At 45.4% G+C, this 26436-nt stretch carries 11 protein-coding genes and 1 pseudogene; 4 read left to right on the forward strand and 8 right to left on the reverse strand.

Translation table 11 applies throughout. The features are described 5' to 3' along the window. The first annotated feature begins 811 nt into the window (after positions 1 to 811). The 3 genes from MC7420_RS18995 to MC7420_RS19005 all read left to right on the forward strand — a co-directional run bounded on the left by MC7420_RS18995 (position 812) and on the right by MC7420_RS19005 (position 7177). Positions 812 to 2005 (forward strand): RNA-guided endonuclease InsQ/TnpB family protein, encoded by a 1194-nt coding sequence (locus MC7420_RS18995; protein ID WP_006102122.1) that lies wholly within the window; start codon positions 812 to 814, stop codon positions 2003 to 2005. Between the two features lie 59 nt (positions 2006 to 2064). After that, positions 2065 to 5133 carry a GAF domain-containing hybrid sensor histidine kinase/response regulator gene (locus tag MC7420_RS19000; RefSeq protein WP_006102190.1) on the forward strand — a complete coding sequence of 1023 codons (3069 nt, stop codon included), beginning with the start codon at positions 2065 to 2067 and terminating at the stop codon, positions 5131 to 5133. A 73-nt stretch (positions 5134 to 5206) separates the two neighbouring features. Then, on the forward strand, positions 5207 to 7177 hold the full coding sequence (locus MC7420_RS19005; RefSeq protein ID WP_006102128.1) for an adenylate/guanylate cyclase domain-containing protein: 1971 nt from the start codon (positions 5207 to 5209) through the stop codon (positions 7175 to 7177). Positions 7178 to 7897: 720 nt separating this feature from the next. Here MC7420_RS19005 and MC7420_RS19010 read toward each other — a convergent pair. The 6 genes and pseudogenes from MC7420_RS19010 to MC7420_RS19045 all read right to left on the reverse strand — a co-directional run. Continuing rightward, positions 7898 to 9514, reverse strand: a complete 1617-nt coding sequence (locus MC7420_RS19010; RefSeq protein ID WP_006102168.1) for a mucoidy inhibitor MuiA family protein — start codon at positions 9512 to 9514, stop codon at positions 7898 to 7900. 96 nt (positions 9515 to 9610) lie between these two features. Next, on the reverse strand, positions 9611 to 12568 hold the full coding sequence (locus MC7420_RS37075; RefSeq protein ID WP_006102268.1) for a mucoidy inhibitor MuiA family protein: 2958 nt from the start codon (positions 12566 to 12568) through the stop codon (positions 9611 to 9613). Positions 12569 to 12751: 183 nt separating this feature from the next. Next, a complete protein-coding gene (locus MC7420_RS19030; RefSeq protein ID WP_006102343.1) occupies positions 12752 to 15007 on the reverse strand; it encodes a mucoidy inhibitor MuiA family protein in 2256 nt (751 codons plus the stop codon). A gap of 404 nt (positions 15008 to 15411) precedes the next feature. Further along, entirely contained in the window at positions 15412 to 16623 is a 1212-nt protein-coding gene (locus MC7420_RS35435; RefSeq protein ID WP_006102324.1) for a calcium-binding protein, read from the reverse strand. 779 nt (positions 16624 to 17402) lie between these two features. Continuing rightward, on the reverse strand, positions 17403 to 21092 hold the full coding sequence (locus tag MC7420_RS35440; protein ID WP_006102255.1) for a PAS domain-containing hybrid sensor histidine kinase/response regulator: 3690 nt from the start codon (positions 21090 to 21092) through the stop codon (positions 17403 to 17405). Positions 21093 to 21385: 293 nt separating this feature from the next. Continuing rightward, positions 21386 to 21988 (reverse strand): annotated as a pseudogene (locus MC7420_RS19045) (CO2 hydration protein); the annotation flags it as partial. Positions 21989 to 22313: 325 nt separating this feature from the next. Here MC7420_RS19045 and MC7420_RS19050 point away from each other — a divergent pair. After that, positions 22314 to 22943, forward strand: coding sequence for a class I SAM-dependent methyltransferase (locus tag MC7420_RS19050; RefSeq protein WP_006102367.1), 630 nt, complete (start codon positions 22314 to 22316; stop codon positions 22941 to 22943). 260 nt (positions 22944 to 23203) lie between these two features. On the opposite strand, the gene MC7420_RS19055 is transcribed toward MC7420_RS19050, so the two are convergent. Together MC7420_RS19055 and MC7420_RS19060 are read right to left on the reverse strand one after the other, a co-directional pair. Continuing rightward, entirely contained in the window at positions 23204 to 24526 is a 1323-nt protein-coding gene (locus tag MC7420_RS19055; RefSeq protein ID WP_006102263.1) for a CO2 hydration protein, read from the reverse strand. A 394-nt stretch (positions 24527 to 24920) separates the two neighbouring features. Then, positions 24921 to 26435, reverse strand: coding sequence for an NADH-quinone oxidoreductase subunit M (locus tag MC7420_RS19060; RefSeq protein WP_006102349.1), 1515 nt, complete (start codon positions 26433 to 26435; stop codon positions 24921 to 24923). Position 26436 lies beyond the last annotated feature (1 nt).

A 26436-nucleotide genomic window follows, 5' to 3' on the forward strand; every position in this document is an offset into this window, starting at 1 on the left:
AATATCCACCAATAACGGAACAACAAAACCCGCCCTCCTCACTTAAGAATAAAACCCTCCCACTCCCCCAGCGCAAGGCAATCAATTAATCCAAAACCGGACAACAAAACCGATTAGATTCCCAACCGCGATCGCACATAAACAATATCGGGGTGAAAGGGTGGGGCAGGGCAGGTTTTGTACAAAGGTTATTGGTTACTCCATTAATGTTGTCCCTAAACCCTGGGGCAGGGCGGGTTTTGTACAAAGGTTATTGGTTACTCCATTAATGTTGTCCCTAAACCCTGGGGCAGGGCGGGTTTTGTACAAAGGTTATTGGTTACTCCATTAATGTTGTCCCTAAACCCGCCCCTACACAGATTTCTAGACTTAATAGAGTTAGGTTTATATCCACCCACCTAACTAGGGGTTGCTGAATAAGTGTTGTGGTGAGGGGAAGCTGGGGAAGCAAAGGACGAATGACGTAGCTTGCTTCTCGCTTACGCGAGTATGACGAATGACGATCCCCACGTAACCTTTTATCGTGGATGGTAACTTTACCGATCTAATGGCACGATAAAACAAACCAGGGTGGATTAAACCGTTGCATTAAAGAATTTTTTAGCTCTGTTCGCCGGAAGCCCCACACCATACCTGTACTTCGACAGGCTCAGTAACAACCCAGGTTGGTGTCGGGATGGATAGGCGGGTCATTGTCGGTACAGAAATGACCAATAAATTAATCGGGTGAGTGTTGATTTTCGATGTACCTCTTTAGCGCTGAAACTGTAATTGGTGTATATTAAGATAGTCACCAGCCTTTGGGGAGACAATGAGAACCGCTTATCAGTACAAGCTACGCCCAACCAAACAGCAAGTCATTGAACTTGACAGATGGCTAGCTATGCTGTGCGCTGAGTACAACTATTTGTTGGCTGATAGATTCAACTGGTATGAGCAAAACCGTTCTCCAGTAAACGCTTGTCCCTTAATCTGTCATCTTCCTGAATTAAGAGACCCCCCAGATTACTATTCTCAGAAAAAAACTTTACCTCAACTAAAGAAAACCCATCCCTGGTATAAAGAAATTTACTCCCAAGTCCTACAGGATGTAGTCAAGAGAGTAAAGGTAACGTTTGATAAATTCCTCAAAGGCGATAGCAACGGCCAACGTAGCGGGAAGCCAAGGTTTAAAGCCCGTAACCGATATCGCACCTTGACTTATCCCCAGATGAAAGATGGGTGTTGGCAAGGTAATCTAATCAACTTACCGATGTTCGGCCAAGTTAAAGTTATCCTACATCGCTCTATCCCTGATGGATTCAAAATAAAAACAGCATCTGTTACCAAGAAAGCTGATGGTTACTATCTGACCTTATCGATGGCAGACAAGACAGTTCCGGAAATAAAGCCAGATTTTCACCCAGATTCAATTACAGGGATTGACGTAGGTTTAAAGGAATTCTTGACAACTGCCGATGGTGAAACTATTGCGATACCTCAACATTACCGTAAAGCTCAAAAACGGTTAGGAGTTATCCAGAAACGGGTAGCCCGCCGAAAAAAGGGGAGTAAGGGTAGGCTTAAGGCTATCAAGCAACTAGGAAAACAACACAAGCAGGTAGCAGATAAACGGAAGGACTTTCACTTCAAGACAGCTAATTATCTGCTGTCGAAATATGATGTAGTTGCTCATGAAAATTTAAATATTAAAGGACTTGTTCGCACCCGATTGGCTAAATCTGTGTTGGATGCTGGGTGGTCAAACTTTCTGTCGATACTGACAAACAAAGCCGAGAATGCTGGGAAGTTGGTAATTCCAGTAAGCGCCCGTAACACATCACAAGATTGCTCCAATTGCGGCGAGAAAGTACCCAAAAAGTTGCACGTTCGATGGCATGATTGCCCCCATTGTGGATGCAGTCTTGACCGTGATCATAACGCAGCTATCAACATAAAAAATAGAGCGGAGGGGCATCCCGTTCTTAAAGCTCAACGTCTCCTACGCAATAGCCGGATTGGTTGAGAAGCCTACACTATACCTGTACTCAGGTTAGTGTAGGAGTATGTCACGAAAACAAGACTGTGCTGGAATCATTACAGACTATTTTATCCTCCCGTAGCTATATGCCCCACGGGAATTGTTACCTGTGGCAAACTCCCCTGGTGGGATTACATGTTGTCAGTGATGCGCTGATTGCGATCGCCTATTTCTCGATTCCGGCAATGCTGATTTACTTTGTCCGCCAACGCCGGGATATTCCTTTCTCTAGAGTATTTATTTTATTCGGGGCGTTTATTGTTTTCTGTGGCATCGGACATCTGTTTGACATTTGGACACTTTGGCACGCCGATTACTGGATATCCGGAATTGAACGCGCTTTAACCGCCCTGATATCTTGTTATACAGCGCTACGATTAATCGATCTACTGCCCCAATTCCTCGCCCTACGCACCCCGGAACAATTGGAAGCGATTAACCGGGAATTACAGCAGCAAGTGGTACAACGACGCCAAACAGAAGAAACCCTACGCGCCATTGTTGCGGGTACAGCGTCGGTTACAGGAGAAGACTTTTTTGCCGCCTTGGTGCAGAATTTGGCAAAATCCTTACATGTTCCCTCTGTCGTCGTCGCTGAGAAAATCTGCGATCGCGAACCGGGATGGCGCAGCCTTGCTTGTTGTTGCATCACATCCTGTCAGGTTTCCCAGTTACAGTCTACCTGCTGTGAAATCATTCCTCAAACTCAACAGAGTTGTGAGTATGCTAACCATTGGCAGAAACTTTTTCCCTATACAACAGATACGGAACATTGCGTGGGGATTCCCTTACTCGATGAACATCAACAGGTAATTGGGATGCTGGGTATTTGTGATGTCAAACCCTTGTGCATCAGCAATTTAGATCAAGCGATGATGAACGTATTTGCCGCCCGCGCCGCCACAGAATTGCAACGGAAATGGGCAGAAGACGAAAAACATCGCGCCTACGAAGCCTTAGAATTTCGGGTTGAGGAACGCACCGCAGAATTAGTGGCAACCAACGCCACCTTAGAAACTGAAATTCAAGAACGGATTGCCGCCGAAGCCGCGATCAAATTGATGGCGCAGCGGGAAAAAGCAATTAACCGCGTCATCCAGCAAATGCGCCAAAGTTTAGATTTAGACACCATCTTTAAGGCGACAACGGCTGAATTACGACAAGCCATTGAGTGCGATCGCGTTCTGATTTATGAGTTTAACCCCGATTGGAGTGGGACAATCATTGCTGAATCCGTTGCCCCCGGTTGGCAGGCTTTACTTCGTGACGGTAAAAAATCCTCTACCTTTGCCCAAACCACAACGGTTAATCCCCAGTGTCTTGCCAATCAATTAACCGATGCAGATGGCTTGGTTCAAGACACGTATCTGCAAGAACGACAGGGTGGAATCTATCGACAAAAGAACACCTATTGCTGCATCTTTGATGTTGAACAAGCTAACTTTTCCGAATGCTATCTCAACTTGCTCAAAGGAATGCAAGCCCAAGCCTATATCATCGCCCCCATTTTTTGCGGTCAGCAACTATGGGGACTCTTAGGGGTGTATCAAAACAGTAATCCTCGACAATGGCAACCCGCAGAGGTACAAATTGTTACCCAAATTGGCAATCAGCTTGGTGTCGCGGTTCAACAGGCTGAACTCTTTGCCCAAACCCAAAACCAAGCCATCGAACTTCAACAGGCAAAAGAAGCAGCGGATGCGGCAAACCGGGCAAAAAGTGAGTTTTTATCCAATATGAGTCACGAACTCCGCACGCCCATGAATGCGATTTTAGGATTTACGCAACTCATGCAGCGCGATCAATCCTTACCCGCCCAGCATCAAGGGTACATGGAAATTATTAATCACAGTGGTGAACATTTACTGGAGTTGATTAATGATGTCTTAGAGATGTCAAAAATTGAAGCGGGGCGGATAACTTTAGCAGAAATTGACTGTAATTTACATCAACTCTTGCGCCGTCTGGAATCCATGTTCCAACTCAAGGCAAAGTCCAAAGGATTACGTTTAAGGGTTCAGCGAGACGATACTGTTCCCCAATGGATTAGAACCGATGAACATAAATTACGCCAAGTCTTAATTAACTTGCTGAGTAATGCGATTAAATTCACAGAAAACGGTCAAGTTACTCTAGAGGTATCGGGTGTTCGTCAGGGTAAAACCGTCAACCTGGGATTCAAAGTAGCTGACACCGGACCCGGAATTGCGAAAGAAGACAGGAATGAGTTATTTCAAGCCTTTAAGCAGACCAAACTTGGGCAAAATACCTACGAAGGAACCGGGTTAGGATTAAAGATTTCTCAGAAATTTGTGCAATTGATGGGCGGTGAAATTACTATCACAAGTGAATTGGGACAAGGAAGTTGTTTTAAATTCCAAATTCAGGTAGAATTAACAGAATCTATCCCCGATACTCCAGCCTCTAATTTCCAGGAGGTAACGGGATTAGCTCCCGGACAACCCGCCTATCGAATTTTAGTCGTTGAAGATCATCTGGTAAACCGCCAGCTATTGGTAACGCTGTTAAAGGAGGTGGGTTTTCAGGTTAAATCGGCAGAGAATGGACAAGCCGCGATCGCGCTTTGGCAAAAATGGCAACCTGAACTGATTTTCATGGATATGCATATACCGATTATGGATGGTTATCAAGCCACTCGACAGATTAAACAGTCGAATTTTGCCACGATTCCGCCGATTATTGCGATTACCGCCAGTGCGTTTGCCCATAAGCGAGAGGAATGTTTAACCGCCGGATGTGATGCGTTTATTAGCAAGCCGTTTCATCTGGAGGAAATTCTAGAAATTATCAGTCAATATTTAGGCGTGCAGTATTCGTACAACACGACAACCGAAACAGTGTCTGATGCTACCGATGCCAGCGTATCTCCATCGGATTATACTCTAAATGCCAATGATCTCAAGATTATGTCATCCGAATGGATTGAGCAACTTCACTACGCGGCGAGTTCCTGTAACGATGCTCTCTGTTTAAGCCTAATTGATCAAATTCCCGACGAAGAATCTCAACTCATTGAGGCGCTAAGGGAGTTAGTGGACAGCTATCAATTTGATCAACTGATAAACTTGACTATCTCTCCAATAAATCCGTGAAATCAGTGTCACTAACCTTTCACTTCCCCACCCAAATCTCTCCAATAAATCCGTGAAATCAGTGTTTTGACAAATGACAAATGATAATCAATTCATCGCCGATATCCTCATCGTTGACGATAAACTCCACAATATTAAATTTTTATCGGATTTCTTATCAGACTACCACTATCAAATCCGCAAAGCCATTAATGGTGAAATGGCGTTAAAAGCTGCTCGGCTGCTTCCTCCAGACTTAATTCTCCTGGATATCAATATGCCCGGATTAGATGGCTATGAAGTCTGTGAACAACTCAAAGCTGATCCGAAAACAAGTTCTATCCCAATTATTTTCCTGAGTGCGTTTTCGGATACTGAGACCAAGGTGCAGGCATTTCAATATGGCGGTGCTGATTACATAACCAAACCCTTTCAACTGGAAGAAGTTTTAGCCCGAATCCAAACCCAATTAAATATTAAACGTTTGCAAAGTGAACTCGAACATCGCAATAAAAAGCTGGAAAAAACTGTAGACGTACTGCAAAAAACCAAGACGGCTTTAACCACATCAGAAACCGAACTTCGCGCCTTATTCCACGCCATGACTGAACTGGTGTTAGTTTTGGATTCCCAGGGGCGCTATCTAAAAATCGCCACACCCAACCATGAGTTGATCTCTCAATCTCCCCAACTCGCCCAGGGAAACACAGTCCATGAAAGTTTACCCCAACCCCAAGCTGATTTAATATACAGTACGATTCAAAACGTATTAGAACGCCAGGAAACCATTGAAGTTGAATATAGTCTCCAGTTAGAAAACGGCAGAACAGACTTCTCCACCAAGATTTCTCCTCTATCCCAGGATAGCGTTATAGCGGTGATGCGGGACATTAGCGATCGCAAACGCCGTGAAGAAGCCTTACAACTCATTGTTGAGGGAACCGCCACCAAAACAGGGCGCGAGTTTTTCAACGCTTGTGTTCGCCAACTTGCCGAAATTTTGTCAGTTCGTTATGCGTTTGTTACCGAATGTCTAGATTTTAAACAAAAACGAGTCCGGACATTAGCCTTTTGGCTGGACGAGAAATTTGTCAAAAATATTGAATATGACTTGCTGGGAACACCCTGTAAGGAAGTGATTCAAAATAACAAATATTATTGCTATTCTGACAATATTATCGCGAGTTTCCCTGATGATCAAGATTTAGTGGACTTAAAAGCCGAAAGCTATGCCGGAATTCCTTTAACTGATTCCATGGGGAATGTCATTGGTCATATTGCTGTCCTAGACACTCAACCCATGCTCAACGATGAAACCCGGGAATTAGTCTTAAAAATCTTTGCCGCTAGAGCGGGGGCGGAATTAGAGCGTCAAATTACGGATATTGCCCTGAAAAAAAGTCAAGAGCGTTCTGAAGAATTATTACTGAATATTTTACCCGCTCCGATTGTTGAACGCCTGAAAAAAGAGAAAACAGCGATTGCCGAACAATTCGCTGATGTGACGATTTTGTTTGCGGATATTGTCGGCTTTACCCCATTATCGGCAAAGATAAACCCCACGGAAATGGTTAACTTACTCAATGAAATATTCTCAATTTTTGATCAATTAACTGAGCAACATGGGTTAGAAAAAATCAAAACCATTGGCGATGCGTATATGGTTGTCGGTGGATTACCCGTTCCCAAAGCCAATCATGCTCAAGCCGTAGCGCAAATGGCGCTAGATATGCGAGACGCGATCGCCCGTTTTCAAGAAAGCTATGGTGAACAGCTACAAATCCGCATTGGTGTAAACAGGGGTTCAGTTGTCGCAGGTGTGATTGGCACCAAGAAATTCATCTATGATTTATGGGGAGATGCGGTTAATGTTGCCTCTCGCATGGAATCATTAAGTTTACCGGGTAAAATTCAAGTCACCGAAGCAACCTATACCTGTTTAAAAGAGCAATATCGCTTTGAACAACGGGGAAAAATTGCCGTTAAAGGAAAAGGAGAAATGATGACGTATTGGTTAGTCGAGTCATTAACGAAAAATCCTCCATTACCCAATCCAGTGGTTTGAGCTGTAGGGACACAGCATTACCCATTGGTGTCAACTTCAGGTGAAAAACACAACTGGCAAGTATTTCACCCTCATCCCCTAACCCCTTCTCCCATCAAGGGAGAAGGGGAACTATAGCAATTCTCAATAGGATGCAGCAAGTGTACGGCTTGAAATCCAGGTATAGCAAGGATTTCAGTTTTGAAAATTGCCACAACCTAAATAGGGTCTGCTGAATAAGTCTTGTGGTGGGGAGAGGCAATAGGGAATAGGCAACACCTCGGCTTCGCTCGGTGTGTCATGGGCAATGGTTTCAACCCTCTGTCGAGGTAAAATTTAGTGCTGTTGTCGGCAAAAATTCCAAGCTGCAAGAGAGTGGTAGTGTAAAAACCTTGCACTTGCTAGGTGGCAAAAGGGATTAGAACCCTTGTATAGTATAGCTTCCGGATTAATTCAGCAAGCCCTAAATAGGATTGCTATATCACATACAGACGCTTCCAAAGTACCTTTGGAACACCGCTTGCTTCTTGCTCCCCTCTCCCCAGGGTGATACTGCTGGTCATTAACTGAGGGGTCTGACCCCTCCCCAAACCCCTCCCCGACGCGGGGAGGGGCTTTGATGCTCCCCCTTCCCTCGCAGGGAAGGGGGCTGGGGGGTTAGGTTTTTCCAATTCGCCAGCAGTATCCCAGGGTGGGAGAGGGGCTGGGGGTGAGGGGTTGAGAATGGGCAATACCGTACCCTTACAATGCTCCTTTCACCTCTGGCGCTGTTGCTACTTGATAAACTAGGGTGACTTGACGTTTAGAGTAGGGCGCGAGGGTCAATTTCCAGGTACAAAATCCATCATTATCAGGTTGAACTCCATTGGTCGTTTTTTTCGTCAAAACCTTCACCTTGACTTGCTCTAATTCTGACACCGGAACCCGCTCTGTTATTGTAATCTCTCTCGGTTCAGCGGCAATATTAGAGAGAAATAACTGGGTTTGCGTAATCACTCGTTTCCACTGGGTTAGATGGTCTTTTTCTTGTTTTTTCGTTTGGCTACGCTGCACCCGCATGGCTTCATCAGACCCCCATCCTAAGGCAAATTTTTCTCCGGGGGCGATGAATCCAATGGCAGTTTTGCCGACAAATTCGGAAGAACGTACTAAGTCCACAGGTCCAGCGAGAATGGGACAGGTTGATGAATTAATTTGTTCGCTTTTGAGAACAACCTGACAGGAGACTTCTGGCATTAAGATATACTCAATCTCAGCCTTGGACTCAAAGGAAAAAATTGGCACCCGATAGGGACGACCATCAGAGGGAATCGTAGCTTTTTGGCTAGGGCGAAGCGTCCGGACTTCGCCGCCATCATCAACACCCGGTAAGTTTACTGAACTGGTCGTTTCTCTCTGTGGAGGGGTGACACCTGCACCGAGTCCAGTGGTTTGAATCTGCTGATTTCGGGTTTCAACAAGAATTTGTTTGGATTTTTCTTTGACATTTAATTTGTCATCTGTTAAAAGAGGCGGTTCAGTTCCTAGAGATGTGCGGGCGGTGGAAAAGACTAAATCAACATTCGTCCAGTCTTCTCCTGTATTTTGCCAGACACACCCATCCATCCGAAATGATAGGGTCGCTGGTGATGAAGACCCATTAGTTGGGACTAGCAGACGGGCTTGATGCCAAGGACGCCATAAGGCATTGGGAACAACGTAATCGAAGGTAATTTCATAGTCTCCAGGGTCAGAAATCATTAAATCGGATTCAATTTTGGCGGTGTAAATTGTATCGGGACGGGATAGGGATTGGAGGTGAGTGGTTATGTCATCAATTTGCCGTCTGAGTTGTGCTTGATGTTCACCGCTGGTTAAGGTTTCTGTCCGCAATTCACGGAGTTGTTTAAACAGGGTTTGCAATTGTTCCCGCCAGGTTTTGGGGTCAATTTGTCCCCAAACGGCATCAATGGGTAATTCTTGTAAGGCTTTGGTTAAGATGGTATTGACTTGTTTAAAGCAATACTTCTGATGTTGAGAGTCTTCTGAAACCATGGCGAGGTGATGCTGGTTCGATCGCAACTCGTTATGCAAGGGTTGAATGTCTTCGGGTCGTTCTTCGTCTTTGACGATTATCTGGCGACGAACGCGGACATCATTGATTCTGGCATTATCATAGTTTTCTGCAAATTCTGCCCGCAGGGATTTATCTGAAAGTACGGGGGCGACATTTTCTACGGTGATGCGCCATAATCCTGATGTTAGATTGGCTTTCCCCTTGCGTTGCACTAAGGCGCGGTCTTCGAGTAGGGTAACGAGGGTAACGGGTGCGTCAAGAGTTAAGGATTGAATGTCTTGTTGGGGTGTAATTGATGGCATAATTGACCTCTGTAAATTTTAGCGTAGTTTGTAGTAAGCACTTTAGTGCTATAACGCCTAGCTGGAGAGGGCTAAAGTCCCCTCACTACGAACGAACTATTCCCGTCGATTTCCACCGATTACTTCACTGTCGGCGTAGGTTTTAATGGTGTACTGTGCTGATAATTTTGCCTGTTGTTGACTGGGTATTTTTATCCGCCAGCGATAGCCGCCTCGAATGGGTTCTCCGCGTTCTTCTTGTTCGTATTTTTGCCATTGCGGGGAAACTTTACCAAGTTCTACATCAACTTTTTCTCCTTCTTGAGGGACGGGAATCCGTTCTCGAATTTCAATCCGTGCTTCGTTGGCTAAACGGTTAGCAATGTCAATTGTAAGGTGGTGATGGAGTTCGTTGAATGCGACTAATAAATGACTGGAACGTTTTTCCTGATATGTCGTGTTTCGAGCCACTTTTATCCCTTGTTCAACGCCTAAACCTAATTCAACTTGTCCCTTGGCGGGTACGGTGGGTAATGTCGTGGATAAGATATACTCCCCATCAACATAAATATCAGCTGAACCACTTAAAAGTGGGGCATCTAGGGGATTACAAAGTTGAACAATTCGGAAAACATTTGTATCTTCACGGGGAACGACAACATAGCGCAGGTTGACATTGGTACTTTGGCTAGTTAGTGCCACAGAATGAAATTGTCCATCTGACGGAACATCTACCCGTCCATCGGCAGGGTAAGCATAATCAAAGGAACCTGCTGCTTCACGTACTGATATTCCACCAAATGGTAATGGGGTAGACAGACATTGTTGGGAAGTTGATATCGCTTGTTTGACGATTTCTAGGACATTGAATGTTACCACAAGTTGCTGTTGCTTAAGGATTGCTAGATAAACATCCTGCTGGTTTTGAAGTAGTAATTTCCCTCGCTGATTGGCATCATCTGCGCCGGGAAGTCGCATTAAATTGTAAGTCATTAGGTCATTTTTAATCCATCCAGTTGAGAAACCAAAGGCTGATTTTTGTACCCTCATGTAAATATTTTGCCCATACCGAGCCGGGATGATTTCGACGAATAAATTGACCATGCGTCTCTGAAACAGACGCTGAAACTGACCACTTTGCAATAGACGTTTGTTGATGTCTAAATCTGCCATGATTTTGATACGATTAGCCACAGCATTTTTAATCTTTTTCGGTAAGGGATCGAAGGCTTGCCGCAGTACGCCATCTTTACGAAAACGAACCCGCAAGTATTCTTCTTGGGGTTCGATGTGAATGTCGGAGACTCCCTCTTGTAAGGCTTTGATGAGAATACGATTCACAAAGTTAATTATCCCAGCACTCCCTTCATTCAAAACTTCGCCTAAGTCGCATTCTGTTTCTTCTGGTGCATCGGACGGGGTAAGACAATCCAAATCCTTACTGATGCCTATATGGTTGGCAGCTTCTTGTTCCTTCTCTTGTGCTAGTTTTTGATCCCGATATTTATTAATCAGATTCTGATAATCTTCCTGGGTAATCACCATCCGCCGTAGCCCAATTCCTTGAGGGCGGAGAATCCGGTTGAGATCATCTTGGGCATCCAGATTATCCGGATCAACCATTGCCACTAGAACGGATGGGGGTTGACCATCATTTTTGAATAACGGGACTAAACGATAGCGACTACAGATGTCAATAGGAATGAGGCTTTCAATCAGTTCCTTGACTTGGTGTCCGGAAATTTCACTAAGTTCTGGATCAAGAGATTCAACACCATAAATTGTTTTGAGTTCAAACAGTTGCTGTTTTTTGTAATGGCGGATTAAGTCGGGTGGCAACTGACGCCCGGTAATGGCTTCAATAACATCGGTCAGAGGTCGTCCTGACTTACGGCTTTCTATCCGCGCTTGTTCTATCTGCCGTTCATCAACATAACCTAACTGTAATAATCGATTGTAGAATGAACGGCTGAGTTTACTCGCTGGTTGTGTAAAGGCTCTTGGTGTTGAGGTTCTATTCTTTTGTAGATTTTCTCTTACAGTCTGTTTACCTCCTAAGTTCAACTCTTGTACTGATGACACATCAATTGAAGATGATTCCAGGTTTTGGAACTGTTCAGATACCGTGACCACCTGCGGCTTCTGGCAGTCATAATCGGCAAACAGCATTGTTGCACCAACGGGAGGTAAACGCCAACCGGATTTTCTAGGGACAGGCTGGGTGCGTCCTAACCGCAGTGAGGGTAATTCTGGTAACTCACACCACGTCATCGGGTTAGCCGTTGAGAGTTCCAAGCGAACCCCAGACCAATCTTCTCCTGTGCGCTGACACAAAAAAGCCCGAACTGCGATCGCGGCGGTATTCGTGCTACTCTCTAAACGGCATAAATAGGTGGGTGTCCAGCGTGCGCCAGGAACGAAATACTCGACAATTAACCGTTGCTGGGAAACTGTCACCTGTGCCGGATAACTTAAGCTGATAATCACGGTTTTTCGCAATTCGTGGGGTTTCACCTGTTGGGCAGTTGACGCCAGTTTCTGTTTGTGTAATAACTCGTCTAAGTGGGTTTTTGCCTCCTTTAAGCTGTTCTGGGTTTCCCGTCGTTCCTGAATGCGGCTACGGATTTGCTCATCTTGAAAATTCGCGATCGCTAATCGGGCGGCTAGGGGTGAAGGGGGGGGTGCTTTTCCCGGTTCTGCTTTCGGTTGATTGGGTACATGAAGCTGTTTTAGGACAGAGATTTCGTTATCAATTAGGGCAATCGTCTCTTGAATTCGCCTCACTTCGGCTTTGGCTTGGTGCAGTTGTTCCTCAGCGGGGGAGTTGGGGAGTTCTGGGTGAGAAGGAACCGCAAGACTGATGCGAATATCAGTAGGAATCACCAGATTGGCATTTCCCTCAACTTGTACTCGCACACTGCTATCATCTAGCGCTAGGGGAAGTCCTGAAATTTCTATTTGTTCTGGCGTTTCTCCATTTTCTAAGTGCAAATCGGCGATACGGCTAACGGTTGCACCAGCCGCATAGACTTTAACTTTATCTATTTTCGAGGCGAGTTGGGTGATGTTCGGCATCGGATTATCCTATGACTGATCCCAGGTACATTGTTCTATATCTCTGGGTGATTACCAGGATATGCACTTATCGATACGTTAGGATATTTCTCTATTGACCTGACAATAGCGTAGTTTGTAGTAAGCACTTTAGTGCTATAACGCCTAGCTGGAGAGGGCTAAAGTCCCCTCACTACGAACGAACTATTCTCGTCGATTCCCACCGATTACTTCACTATCGGCGTAGGTTTTAATGGTGTACTGTGCTGATAATTTTGCCTGTTGTTGACTGGGTACTTGTATCTGCCAGCAATATCCACCTTGAATGAGTTGTCCGCGTTCTTCTTGTTCGTATTTTTGCCATTGAGGGGAAACTTGACCAAGTTCTACATCAACTTTTTCTCCTTCTTGGGGTACAGGAATCCGTTCTCGGATCTCAATCCGTGCTTCGTTGGCTAAACGATTAGCAATGTCAATTTTAATGTGGTGACAGAGTTCGTTAAAGGCGACTAATAACTGACTGGAACGTTTTTCCTGATACGTTGTGTTTCGGGCGACTTTTATCCCTTGTTCAACGCCTAAACCTAATTCAACTTGTCCCTTGGCGGGTACGGTGGGTAATGTTGTGGATAAGATATACTCCCCATCAACATAAACATCAGCTGAACCACTTAAAAGTGGGGCGTCTAAAGGATTGCAAAGTTGGGCGATTCGGAAGACATTGGTATCTTCACGGGGAACGACAATATAGCGCAGGTTGACATCGGTACTTTGGCTAGTTAGTGCGACGGAATGAAATTGTCCATCTGACGGAACATCCACCCGTCCATCGGCAAGATAAGCATAATCAAAGGAACCTGCTGCTTCACGTACTGATACTCCACCAGGCGGTAATGGGGTAGACAGACATTGGTGGGATTTTGATATAGCCTGTTTGACGATTTCTAGGACATTGAATGTTACCAAAAACTGCTGTTGCTTGAGGAGTTCTAGATAGACATATTGCTGGTTTTGAAGCAGTAATTTCCCTCGCTTATTGGGGTCATCTGCGCCGGGAAGTCGCATTAAATTGTAAGTCAGTAAGTCATCGTTGTTAATCACCGGATCACTAATGAGTTGACTCAAGGTTTCACCTAAGTCGCATTCTGTTTCTTCGGGTTCATAATCTCTACCTCTTAAGTATTGCTCCATAGAAGAATGGCGGAAGCTGGATTCTGCTTCTTCCAGTAAATTATGGAGATTTTGATCTAAGTCGCATTCTGTTTCTTTTGGTGCATCGGACAGCATGGCGTCAAGGTCAGCAAACTCGTCTCCTGATTCATCGAACAGGTTATGAAACTCCATAGCCTTATCGGTATCGGACAGGAGGCATTCAAGTTCCATATCCAGATCGTCTTGTACTTTCTCCTGTGTCAGTTTTTGCTCCCGATGTTGATTAATCAGATTCACTTCCAGCTTGTAGGATGAACTGTTGATTCTACTCTCTGGTTGTGTAAAGGCTCTTTGTCCAGTGACCACCTGCGGCTTCTGGCGGTCATAATCGGCAAACAGCATTGTTGCACCAACGGGAGGTAAACGCCAACCGGATTTTCTAGGGACAGGTTGGGTGCGTCCTAACCGCAGTGAGGGTAATTCTGGTAACTCACACCACGTCATCGGGTTAGCGGTTGAGAGTTCCAAGCGAACTCCAGACCAATCTTCTCCTGTGCGCTGACACAAAAAAGCCCGAACTGCGATCGCGGCGGTATTCGTGCTACTCTCTAAACGGCATAAATAGGTGGGTGTCCAGCGTGCGCCAGGAACGAAATACTCGACAATTAACTGTTGCTGGGAAACTGTCACCTCCGCCGGATAACTTAAGCTGATAATCACGGTTTTCCGCAAGTCGTGGGGTTTCACCTGTTGGGCAGTTGACGCCAGTTTCTGTTTGTGTAATAACTCGTCTAAGTGGGTTTTTGCCTCCTTTAAGCTGTTCTGGGTTTCCCGTCGTTCCTGAATGCGGCTACGGATTTGCTCATCTTGGAAATTCGCGATCGCTAATCGGGCGGCTAGGGGTGAAGGGGGGGGTGCTTTTCCCGGTTCTGCTTTCGGTTGATTGGGTACATGAAGCTGTTTTAGGACAGAGATTTCGTTATCAATGAGGGCAATCGTCTCTTGAATTCGCCTCACCTCAGCTTTGGCTTGGTGCAGTTGTTCCTCGGCGGGGGAGTTGGGGGGTTCTTGGGGAGAGGAAACCGCGAGACTGATGCGAATATCAGTAGGAATCACCAGATTGGCATTTCCCTCAACTTGTACTCGCACACTGCTATCATCTAGCGCCAGGGGAAGTCCTGAAATTTCTATTTGTTCTGGCGTTTCTCCATTTTCTAAGTGCAAATCGGCGATACGGCTAACGGTTGCACCAGCCGCATAGACTTTAACTTTGTCTATTTTCGAGGCGAGTTGGATGATGTTCGGCATCGGATTATCCTATGGCTGATCCCAGGTACATTGTTCTATATCTCTGGGTGATTACCGGGATATGCACTTATGCCACGTTGCTATACGTAGTTTGTAGTAAGGGCTTTAGCCCTTGATTCGCTGGGGTTAACGACAGGAAACCTAACCTACAACTACTTATCGAATCGATACGTCAGGATATTTCTCTGTTGCCTGTTGCCTGTGTTAGACTGAGCGCTAGCCGAAGTCTGCCTGTTGCCTCTCCCCACCACAAGACGTTCCACCGGAACGTCTCTACCACAGCAGCCCCTAAGTAGTCGGACAAAGACTGAGACAAAAAAAATTGGGAGATACGTTGCATCTCCCGCTTGGTTCGATTAGACTAATATGCAGACTAAGAAAGACTAAAACATCAGACGAAATATCTAGGCAGCGACAGCGACAAAGATGTCATTCGTGTTATTGGCAAATGTGCTAGCAGACTGCCAACTCACGGTGGCTAATAGGTCGCTGCCTTGATAGATTTCCGCACCATTTGCACCATCAGCGAAACTCAACGCACTAACATCACTAACGATTAGAGAGGTCTGACCAAGCTGGAAGTTATTAATCACATCGAATCCAACTCCTTCTGAGAGGACGACATCGGCATCACCGTGACCCAGCCAGATGGTATCCTGACCAACACCACTATCAATGTAGTCAGCGCCATTGTTGGCACCATTGGCGTAAATGATGTCGTCGCCCTCGCCACCGAGAATATAATCAGGACATGAACCACCGTAGATTAAGTCATCACCACGACCACCGATAAGGGTGTCTCGACCGCCATTTCCGTAAAGGGTGTCATCACCATTACCACCGTTGAGATAATCTGTAGCAGAACTACCATATAAACCGTCATCGCCACCGCGACCGAAAATGGTATCGCCGCCGCCGTTACCGTAGAGAAGGTCGTTACCAGCGCCGCCATCAATATAATCACTCTCGTGGCTTCCGGCAATTGTATCGTTACCTGCGTTACCAAAGAGAACATCTTCGCCGCCGTTGCTATTTATCGTATCATCGCCACCTAAACCTTGGATGAACTCGTTAGCCGATGTACCGTTGAGTTGATCATTTCCTGAAGTTCCCACAATTGATTCATGGGTGCTGATTTCAGCTATAGACTGAGTAGAACTAACAGTATCAAAGGTGGAGAGGAAAGACGTGCCGTCTTGCAAGGTAACAGTAAAGGAAACATCCTGCGCTCCAAAAGCACCACCACTTTCTGATGAAATACCGAAACCACCCGAAAGCCAGTCTGTGTCTGCTCCAAAGCGTAATGAATCACCGACACCAAAAGAGTTGGGTGCAAAGTTAAGAGTTAGTGTGGGTGATATTCCAGTATTAGGAGTGAAGGTAACGTCGCTGGCATTTAAACCGTTGAGAGTACTTAAAACAGGACCAAAGGGGGAATTGCCACCAGGAAAATCAAAAAAGGCATTTGTATCGCTTCCTGCTCGTAGATCTAGAGTCACTGATTGAATATAACTGTCTGGAAGACCCTGATCAAAGGAAATACCATAGAAATCGGAATCGTAGTAATTATTACCACCCGTTGTATCAGCGATAATTGTTGCAAATTGTACAGCCATCAGATTTTCTCCTTCGTAAATAGTTGGTTTTGAAATGATATCCTCGTTGAAATTAATCAGGAGGTAATATCCTGATTGAGGATGATTGCGAAACGTTGTAACACTTATATTTTTGGTGGTTACTATTGCTTCGGTGTAGTCTCTGAGAAATTACGTAAACGACTGTGTTTTTGAGGTTCGTTTCGCTGCTTTTCTCTGACCACAATTTAACTATAACCGTATTTTTACGGAGATCAATAAAGTTAAGATGAACTTTCTATAAAGTTTTTGTGAAGTTAAAACGTTCATAAAAACACAAAAACTCCCCCTCAGGGAGAGCTAATTCATCTACCTACAAACTTGTATTCAAACTAGAGGTGGGAGAAGAGGGCGACCCGAGTTGATTGAGTGGATTGGTGTTGTTAAATATGAAGCGCGGGTCGCCCCTACAGGTTGGGTAATGCTATGGTTTGGAAATGATATCCTCGTTGAAATTAATCAGGAGTTAATATCTTGATTGAAGGGTTTACCTTGGTCGTTAACTCTGTAGAGTCAGCCTTTTTTAAGTTTTGTAACAATGTTGACAGCTTTATTTGGGATGAGTTGGCATGATTAGATAAAGTGCTTGGCTCAAAATTTAGGGTTCTCTAGTATTCAGTTTTATCAGCCAATGGCGCTCAATGGGTGAAAAATCCGGAGAGTTTGCCAACTCTTCAAAGTTGTCAGGAAATCTTTACAGACGTTTCATAGAATCAGCCTGTAAGCGGATTGACAAATAGACGGAATTAAGGTAAAGCTACTCATTTATTTCTCTGTTCAACTAACCGGGCGATCGCTTTGATCAAATCATTGGGGTCAATAGGCTTTGCCAGATGCTGCTGAAATCCGGCGGCTAGGGCTTTTTGCTGATTGGATTTCCCTGCATACGCTGTTAATGCGATCGCAGCTACATTCGCTTGGGGTAAGGACATGCCCCGAATCTGTTGCAATAAAAGATACCCATTCATTTGGGGCATGCCAATGTCACTCACCAGGATATCAATAGTTAACTGGTTAAATTGTGATAACACCTCCTGGGCTGATGCCATTGTGATCACTTCTGCTCCAGCTTGTTGCAAAATGATCCTGAGGAGTTCTCGTGTGTCTACCTCATCATCGACAACCAGAACTCGTATCCCCTTCAGGGGAGTGGTATTGGACGTTCCCTGACAATCATGGGTGTTAAGTCTGATTCGTTGCTTTTTATCCGGGAGTAGGGCTAATCTGACAGTAAACGTTGCCCCCTGTCCTTCCCCTGGGCTATCTGCCTGGATTATGCCACCATGTAAATCCACAAGATGACGCGCGATCGCGAGTCCTAATCCTAATCCCCCAAATTGGCGAGTCATGGAACTGTCCGCCTGACGGAAATAGTCGAAAATATGAGGAAGAATATCGGCAGAGATTCCGATACCTGTATCTTTTACCGTAATCTGGGCAAACTCATCCACCGTTGCTAATGTCACCTCAACCTGTCCCCCGGATGGAGTAAACTTAACCGCATTAGAGAGTAAATTCCACACCACTTGTTGTAATCGCCCGGAATCACCCTCAACCAAACCCACCTTACCGATAAAATGAGGCTGAATTTGAATCGATTTCGCCTCTGCTGCCAACTGCACTGTCTCAATCGCCGCTTTAATCGCGATCGCTAAATCAACTCGGTGACGAGTTAAGACAACTTTTCCGCGCAGAATTCGGGCAACATCAAGTAAGTCATCCACTAACTGAATTTGAATCGTGGCATTGCGTTCAATAGTTGCCAATGCCTTATCTGTTGCGGCTGGATCGAACTGACGAGTGCGGAGTAACTTTGTCCATCCTAGGATGGGATTCAGGGGAGAACGCAACTCATGAGACAAAATCGCCAGAAATTCATCTTTAATCCGGTTGGCGGATTCTGCCTCTTCACGGGCGGCGCGTTCTCGTGCTAAAAGTTGTTCATGCTCCCGTTCTGCCTGTTTGCGTTCGGTGATATCCACAAATGCGCCAATCACGCCGCGCACCTCACCAGAGTCGTGGTACAGGGGAACGGCTTTGCCATAGATGAAGCGCACTGTGCCATCCTCAAAGACAAATTCTATTTCATCAATCACCTCTTGTCCGGTTCTGGCTGCACGCTGCATCGGTAAGTCTTCGGGGATATATTCTTGTCCGTTTTTGTATTGTTTAAAGGGCAGGGGATAGGAACCATCAACAGGAGTTGCAGTTGTCACTGAACCTAGTGGCATCCGCATTAAATTATACGCCGTCCGGTTAGCCGTCATCTGATGACAGTCAGGATCATGGGCAATCCAAAGCGCCGCTGGGGTAATTTCCATTAAGGTTTCTAACTCTTGCACTCTGGCGTGGGCAAAGGCTTCACTCAGGCGTAAAGCGCCTTCTACCCGCTTGAGTTCAGAAATTTCCATGATGGTGACACCCACTCCCAATAGTTCACCATCGGGTAAGCAAACCGGGAAGTGATTGGCTAAAGCATGGCAATAAATACCCGGTTGAACTTCACCACTAAACTCAAAGTTCAGCCTCGGTTGCCGAGTCTGTAAAATCTGATCCAGCATGGGGGCAAATTCAGGTGCCATCTGTGGCACAACCTCCCAGAGAGTACGACCTAAATGTTGACTGAGGGGGACGCCATTCATCGTGGCTAAGGCTTCATTGGCATAAAGATAGCGTAAGTCATGGTCAAAAAATGCTATGCCAATGGGGGAACTGGCAATAAAGGCATTGAGAACCGTTTCACTTTTGCGTAGTGCTAACTCGGCTTGTTTACGTTCAGTAATGTCTCGACAGATGGATTGAACGGTGGGCAAACCATCCAGCATAAATAGGGTGGAACTCACTTCAACGGGAATTTGTTGACCCGCTTTGGTACGATGTACTGATTCGACAACCACTCGTTTCTCCTGCAACAATTTCTGGAAACTGACTTGAAGATCGGCTAAGGGGATGTCCAAAATATCCGCAACCGATAAGGTGAGGAGTTCTTGGCGGGTATAGCCTAACCGTTTACAGGCTGGTTCATTCACCTCAATTAATTGTCCCGGTTGATTGTCGGCAGTGAGGGGATAAACGAGTACCCAATCTTCCATGCCATTAAATAAGGTGCTAAAGCGCTGTTCTCTATCCCGTAAGGCGGCTTCTATTTGTTTGAGATCGGTAATATCGTTAATGAAGGCATAGAAGCCTTTGACATGACCTTGCGGATCAATATCTGGGATATACTGGCGACGAACGTAGCGTGATCCTCCATCTTTAAACGGCATCCACATTTCTACGTTGATCGGTTCACCCGCTAAGGCAGCTTCAATATCCCGACTCATGTATTCATAGACTTCTGCCCCCACAAAATCTGCCACCGATTGACCAATTAGATTTTCGGCTGAATGTCCAAACCAAGTGGTAAAGGCGCGATTGACGAAGCGGTAACGGCAATCGGAGTCAACATAAGCAATTAGCGCCGGAACCGCATCTGTAATTAAGCGCAAATCGGTTTCCCGTTGTTTTAGAGTGGCTTCGGTGGCTTTGCGATCGCTAATATCGATGGTGCTACCAATCACACGAATGGGATGTCCTTGATCATCTCGCGTCACCACCAGTCCTTGATCCAAGATATGAATATAGTGGTTGCTTTTGTGCAGAACCCGATATTCGACGCGATAGGAATCCCCCTGACTCAACGCCGTTGCTGTCTCCTGATCTATTCGTTCCCCATCATCAGGATGAATGCGATCGCGCCACCAGTTGAGAGTGGGTTCGGCTTCGCTGAGGGAATAGCCTAAAATGCTGGTGAGTCCATCGGTTCGTTCTACGCGATTCCTGGTAATCTGCCAATCATAAATTAGCGCATTGACTGCCCGGGCAGCGAATTGGAATCGTTCGTTGGCAAGACGTAGGCATTCTTCCTGCTGGCGTAATTCGGCTTCAACCTGTTTTTGGGTGGTGGCGTCGAATAATGTGCCGATTACCCGAATAGCTTTCCCGGTTTGATTCCGCAGAATATAGCCGCGATCTAAAATATGGGCGTAGCTACCATCTGTCTTTTGATACCGATATTCCGCCCCCCAGCGATCGCCTGTACCCGCGAGTGTCTCCTGGAAGTTGGCAACAACCTCTTCGCGATCGTCGGGATGCAGGTGTTCAATCCACCATTCCCAGGAATATGCCGTTGACTCCGGGCGATCGCCTAGGAGTTCCTTGTAGGGTGCGTTCCAGCTAATGATACCTTGTTCTAAGTCACACTCATAAATGGCATCTTTTGTCGCCCGCAGCACCAAAGACAGGCGTTCCTCCGTTTTCTGTAAGCGGGTTTCTACTGTCTGGCGCGTTTCTCTTTCCTGCGCCAGTTGCTGTTCATAATGATTAACCTTGTCATCCAACTCGCCCACTTGTTGTTGTAATGCCACAACTTGATCAAGAAGGGGGTTGGCTTCATTTTCTTCATTTTTCATCGTTTTACTCCTTCTGATCAAACTTGTGATGACTCCAACTCGATGGAAGCATCCTAATTTTAGATTGTAGAAGCTTGGCTGGAAGATGAGTTAATTCTGTAATATTCATACACCAATCCCTTTACTCTTGTGGGATTAGCGTCTTATTAAAACTAACGTTAATCCGTTTTAAAACTAGACTATGCAGATTTTAATTTTTTCACCTATATCTATGGGTATATTTCTGTGTTAGACAGAGATCCCCGACTTCTTTAAGAAGTCGGGGATCTGGTAAGTAGGTTGATGGAAATAAATTACTGATAATCAGCCGTCTGAATATATTCTAACCGCGCCGCATCCCGGATTCCATACTCTGGACGACAGAATCGGTCTAATTGCGCTTCAAAAAATGCCCGATTCGCCTGCAAATGCTTCGGATTGGGGTCATCTAAGGGATACAACAGTGCGGTTCGCAATGCCTGAAATACCGCCGATGTCACACAATACATCGATCGCTGAAAGGTAACGCCAATTTGATTCAGGATATCACTTTCACTGCGACAGCGCTTTTCATAGAAGTCTCGCAGATAAGGGGGTAAGAAATGTAACATATCCTGCATCAGCAATGTGGGCGGAACTCCCGCCGAACCCACGGGGAATTTATCGGCATAAAGCACCCCATAATGGAAGTCTTTCTGATCACTGGGAACTTCCCCTGCTTGGGCATTATAGGACTTCGTACCCCTAAACGGTGCCGTGCGATAAAATACCGCCTCTACATAAGGAAGCGCCGCCTCATACAGCCAGGTAAACCCCTTGGACTTGGGAATCACCTCATAGCATTCCCCTTTGACATACACATGATGATAGATCGGACGACCCGCGATCGCGAATATCCCATTCACCAAAAAGTTCATCAAGCGGGTATCCTCAACTTTTCGGTACATCTACCAGATCGGGAGTGCAAGGGTTTTGAGAGATTTTACCAGATTTACGGGCAGAAAAGCAAGTTTTCATACGCCTCAAAGCCTTGATTGATAAGGGTTTACAGTTTGTGCAGCAAGCCCTACAGTAGTCTGTTTCATGGTTGATGAATGTGTGGATTAAGCCTTGTCTTCAGCTAAAACACATTCAGATTGTGTATTCCCTGTTACCTTGCTTGAGATTGAGGTATACCAATCTAAATGTCGAACAGCTTCCCTGTCAATGGTAAAATGGTCAGGTAGGTAACCGCATGGAAATATGTATGATTCAGATTATTTCAATTGGCAAAAAAATATTGGTGCATTTGGTGGAGTAGCTAATTTATTTAAATTCAAAGATTATATTCAACAGGCTGACTCTGTACTTGACTTTGGTTGTGGTGGGGGCTACTTGTTAAAAAATATCGATTGCACTCAAAAACTTGGCGTTGAAATCAATGACGTAGCTCGTGCACAAGCTAACGAAAATGGTATCAAAACTTATAAGTATCTGGAAGATGTCCCTGATGGATTTGCGACGGTCGTGATCTCTAACCACGCTTTAGAACACGTCGAATGTCCTTTTAACATACTGAAATCCCTTCTTAATAAAATGCATCCGGATGGGAAAGCTATATTTGTTGTCCCACATCAGAGAGCAGATGAAGCCTATCATGACAATGATATTAATCAGCATCTTTACACTTGGAATCCTCTCACACTGGGTAACTTGTTCAAAGCAGCTGGTTATGTAAATATCTGTGTTGATGTGATTCGGCATAAATGGCCATATCGATACAGAGAGATTTACTCGATATTAGGACAAAAAGGATTTGACACTATTTGCCAAGTGTATGCTCTCTATAAGCGTAACTATCAAATACGTGTTTTTGCTGAGCGTCCAAAGTAACGCTCTATTGTCACTCTGGGAAAAGAACCATCAAACCTGATTACTGAAAGCCTTTGCTGCCAAGCATTTGAGCGTTGAGAAACTGATAGAAATTCATGTCTTAGGGCCAAATTGTCAAACTCTCTGACTGTAAGAGTTTCAGCCTTTGTCCTTCCGAAAGTGAAAATAGAGCGGTAAACTATCGCTCTATTTTCACTCTGGGAAAAGAATTATCAAAAAAGCCAGTCAGACAAAGGCATTGGGATTTTCGGAGAGGTCAATTACCGATAATCGGCAGTCTGAATATACCCTAACCGCGCCGCCTCCCGGATTCCATACTCCGGGCGACAGAATCGGTCTAATTGCGCTTCAAAAAATGCCCGATTTGCCTGTAAATGCTTCGGATTCGGGTCATCTAAGGGATACAGCAGTGCTGTTCGCAACGCCTGAAATACCGCCGATGTCACACAATACATCGATCGCTGAAAGGTAACACCAATCTGATTCAGGATATCACTTTCACGGCGACAGCGCTTTTCATAGAAGTCTCGCAGATAAGGCGGTAAGAAATGTAACATATCCTGCATCAGTAAGGTGGGTGGAACTCCCGCCGAACCCACGGGGAATTTATCGGCATAAAGAACCCCATAATGGAAGTCTTTCTGATCAGTCGGTACTTCCCCTGCTTGGGCATTATAGGACTTCGTACCCCTAAACGGTGCCGTGCGATAAAATACCGCCTCTACATAAGGAAGCGCCGCCTCATACAGCCAGGTAAACCCCTTGGACTTGGGAATCACCTCATAGCATTCCCCTTTGACATACACATGATGATAGATCGGACGACCCGCGATCGCGAATATCCCATTCACCAAAAAGTTCATCGCTTCGGGGACAGAGGTGATTTTTCCTTCATCGTAGAGATCAGACACCTCAAAGAACACCGGTGCCATCACTTCCCAGAATAGCCCCAAAAGACTATAATAGGACGCCTGACGACATTGTTCGATAAACATTTCTGGGAACAGCTTATGCCATCCCAGCATCACAGGATTTCCCTTAAAGTACGCCTCAATTGCCCGATTCGCATTGTCCTTATACTCCTGGGTATCCAGATAAGGATCAAACTGATTCACTGGGGCGTACATATTCCGATGCCAAAGCATTGCCCGCATACAAGCTTCAGCAAACTCCATATTAATCCGGTCATGCCACAAGTGATGCAATAACTTGGGCATTTTCTGGGTTTCCCCTGTCTCAATAAATTCCACAAGTTCCGGATGCGCCGTTGCTTGACCGCGCCAAATCCGTAAATCGGCATCATCCCCCGCATAATGATTATGGAGGTCTAAATATTCTTTGGGCAGGAAATATTTAAAGAAGGGAAACGGATTCAAAAAGACTCGTTCGCCAATATAAAGCAAATCCCGCCAATAGAAATCCATTGGCACCGCATACGCCTTCCAGATGCCAATAATTTGCATCAAATTTTCTGGCGTATCGGGAACCATCGCCCCCCCAGCTTCCAAGCGGTGAACAATATCCGCCAATTCATGCTGAGACGGGGGTAATTTCGTTGCTGGTTTTGTTGGAGTTTGTACCATGGTTATCAAGTTTTTAGTGTTGACCCTTCACGTTGTTCAAGGAAATGATTTTTAATCCTGTAGGGGCGGGTTTAGGGATTAATATTAATTGTTGTCCCTAGCTTGGCTACAAAACCCGCCCGTTGTTCACCTCAAAGAACTACATAAGACGTTGTTCAAGGAAATGGTGTTTAATCCTGTAGGGGCGGGTTTAGGGATTAATATTAATTGTTGTCCCTAGCTTGGCTACAAAACCCGCCCATTGTTCACCTCAAAGAACGACATAAGACGTTGTTCAAGGAAATGGTGTTTAATCCTGTAGGGGCGGGTTTAGGGATTAATATTAATTGCTGTCCCTAGCTTGGCTACAAAACCCGCCCGTTGTTCACCTCAAAGAACTACATAAGACGAATTACTAATGACGAATAACTAATGACGAATCCGCCATCGCCACCTTCTGATCAACCTGAGTCGGCACCGCAGAAACAATCGCATTCGTCGTCGTTTCTGTCCACCGAACCAACCAAGTTGGTTGAATTCCCAGGAAGAAAATAATCACCGCCAAAATAATCGCAGGTGCCTTTTCATTCCAGAGAACTTTCGGATAGTAAGCCTTACGATTATCCAGTTTGCCAAAACAAGTGCGATTCAGCAGAATCACAAAATAAACCGCCGTCAACCCGGACGCAAAAATACATAAAATGGTTTGCCAAGGAAACACCACATAACTTCCTTGAAACACCAGAAACTCTGCCACAAATCCGACTAAACCGGGAATCCCCGCACTTGCCATTCCGCCTAAAATCAGTAACGCACTCACCAAGGGTAAACCCCGCGTTGGATTCATTAACCCATTCAAAACATCCAACTCGCGAGTTCCCACCTTAGTTTCCACCACCCCAACTAAATAAAACAGAATCGCCAGAATCATCCCATGACTCACCATCTGAATCACACACCCCAAAAGACTCAACGGCGTTAACGCAGCGGCGGCGACAACGATATACCCCATGTGACCAATGGAACTATACGCCACCATTCGTTTAATATCTTTTTGGGCGATCGCACTCAATGCACCATACAATACACTCACCACGCCAACAATTGATAATCCCGGCGCTACCAATGACCAGGCTTCGGGAAACAATTGTAACCCATAGCGTACCAACCCATAAGTTCCCATCTTCGCCACCACACCCCCTAACAGAATCGCCACCACAGGTGACGCTTCCACATAAGCATCGGGTAACCAGGTATGTAAGGGAACCAGGGGAATTTTAATCCCAAATCCTACCAATAAAATGGTTAGCAGAACCAACTGAGTGGTTAACGATAACCCTTGAGTTTGAATCGCCTCATAATTAAAGCTAGTGGAATTACTCAGCCATGTAATCCCCAAAAATGCCGCCAGAATCAGAATCCCGGAAACCGCAGTATAGATGAGAAACTTCATCGCCGCATATTCCCGCTTGCTTCCCCCCCAAATGGCGATTAACAAATACAAGGGAATCAACACCAATTCATAGAACAGGACAAACAGCAACAAATTCTGTGCCAGAAACGCCCCAGTAACCCCTGCATTCACCAACAAAATCAGGGCATATTTAAGGCGCAGCCGTTCCACATCAACGCGGCTACTAAAAATAACCACCCAATTCAACAAACTCCCCAACGCCAGCAACGGAAACGATAAACCATCCGCCCCTAACTTGTAGGATAATCCCAATTGCGGAATCCAGGTCAACTCCTCTTGAAACTGACAACCGGAATAGGTGATATCAAACTGCGTGGCTAGCCACAACGTCACCAAAACAATCGCCGTCGCCACCGCCAAAGCAATCGCCCGGAGTCGAGTTTTTGCCACTTCTCCCGGCAGAAATCCAACTATAATCGCACCAACAACAGGTAACCCAATCAGCGTACTCAGCATA

The organism is Coleofasciculus chthonoplastes PCC 7420, assembly GCF_000155555.1.
GTDB lineage: Bacteria > Cyanobacteriota > Cyanobacteriia > Cyanobacteriales > Coleofasciculaceae > Coleofasciculus > Coleofasciculus chthonoplastes_A.

What these genes read in the sequence shown, in the direction of transcription:
- MC7420_RS19005 (WP_006102128.1), top strand. Translation starts at nt 5,207, where the DNA reads ATGACAAATGATAATCAATTCATCGCCGATATCCTCATCGTTGACGAT.
- MC7420_RS19030 (WP_006102343.1), bottom strand. Translation starts at nt 15,007, where the DNA reads ATGCCGAACATCATCCAACTCGCCTCGAAAATAGACAAAGTTAAAGTC.
- MC7420_RS19060 (WP_006102349.1), bottom strand. Translation starts at nt 26,435, where the DNA reads ATGCTGAGTACGCTGATTGGGTTACCTGTTGTTGGTGCGATTATAGTT.
- MC7420_RS35435 (WP_006102324.1), bottom strand. Translation starts at nt 16,623, where the DNA reads ATGGCTGTACAATTTGCAACAATTATCGCTGATACAACGGGTGGTAAT.
- MC7420_RS19055 (WP_006102263.1), bottom strand. Translation starts at nt 24,526, where the DNA reads ATGGTACAAACTCCAACAAAACCAGCAACGAAATTACCCCCGTCTCAG.
- MC7420_RS35440 (WP_006102255.1), bottom strand. Translation starts at nt 21,092, where the DNA reads ATGAAAAATGAAGAAAATGAAGCCAACCCCCTTCTTGATCAAGTTGTG.
- MC7420_RS19050 (WP_006102367.1), top strand. Translation starts at nt 22,314, where the DNA reads ATGTATGATTCAGATTATTTCAATTGGCAAAAAAATATTGGTGCATTT.
- MC7420_RS18995 (WP_006102122.1), top strand. Translation starts at nt 812, where the DNA reads ATGAGAACCGCTTATCAGTACAAGCTACGCCCAACCAAACAGCAAGTC.
- MC7420_RS19010 (WP_006102168.1), bottom strand. Translation starts at nt 9,514, where the DNA reads ATGCCATCAATTACACCCCAACAAGACATTCAATCCTTAACTCTTGAC.
- MC7420_RS37075 (WP_006102268.1), bottom strand. Translation starts at nt 12,568, where the DNA reads ATGCCGAACATCACCCAACTCGCCTCGAAAATAGATAAAGTTAAAGTC.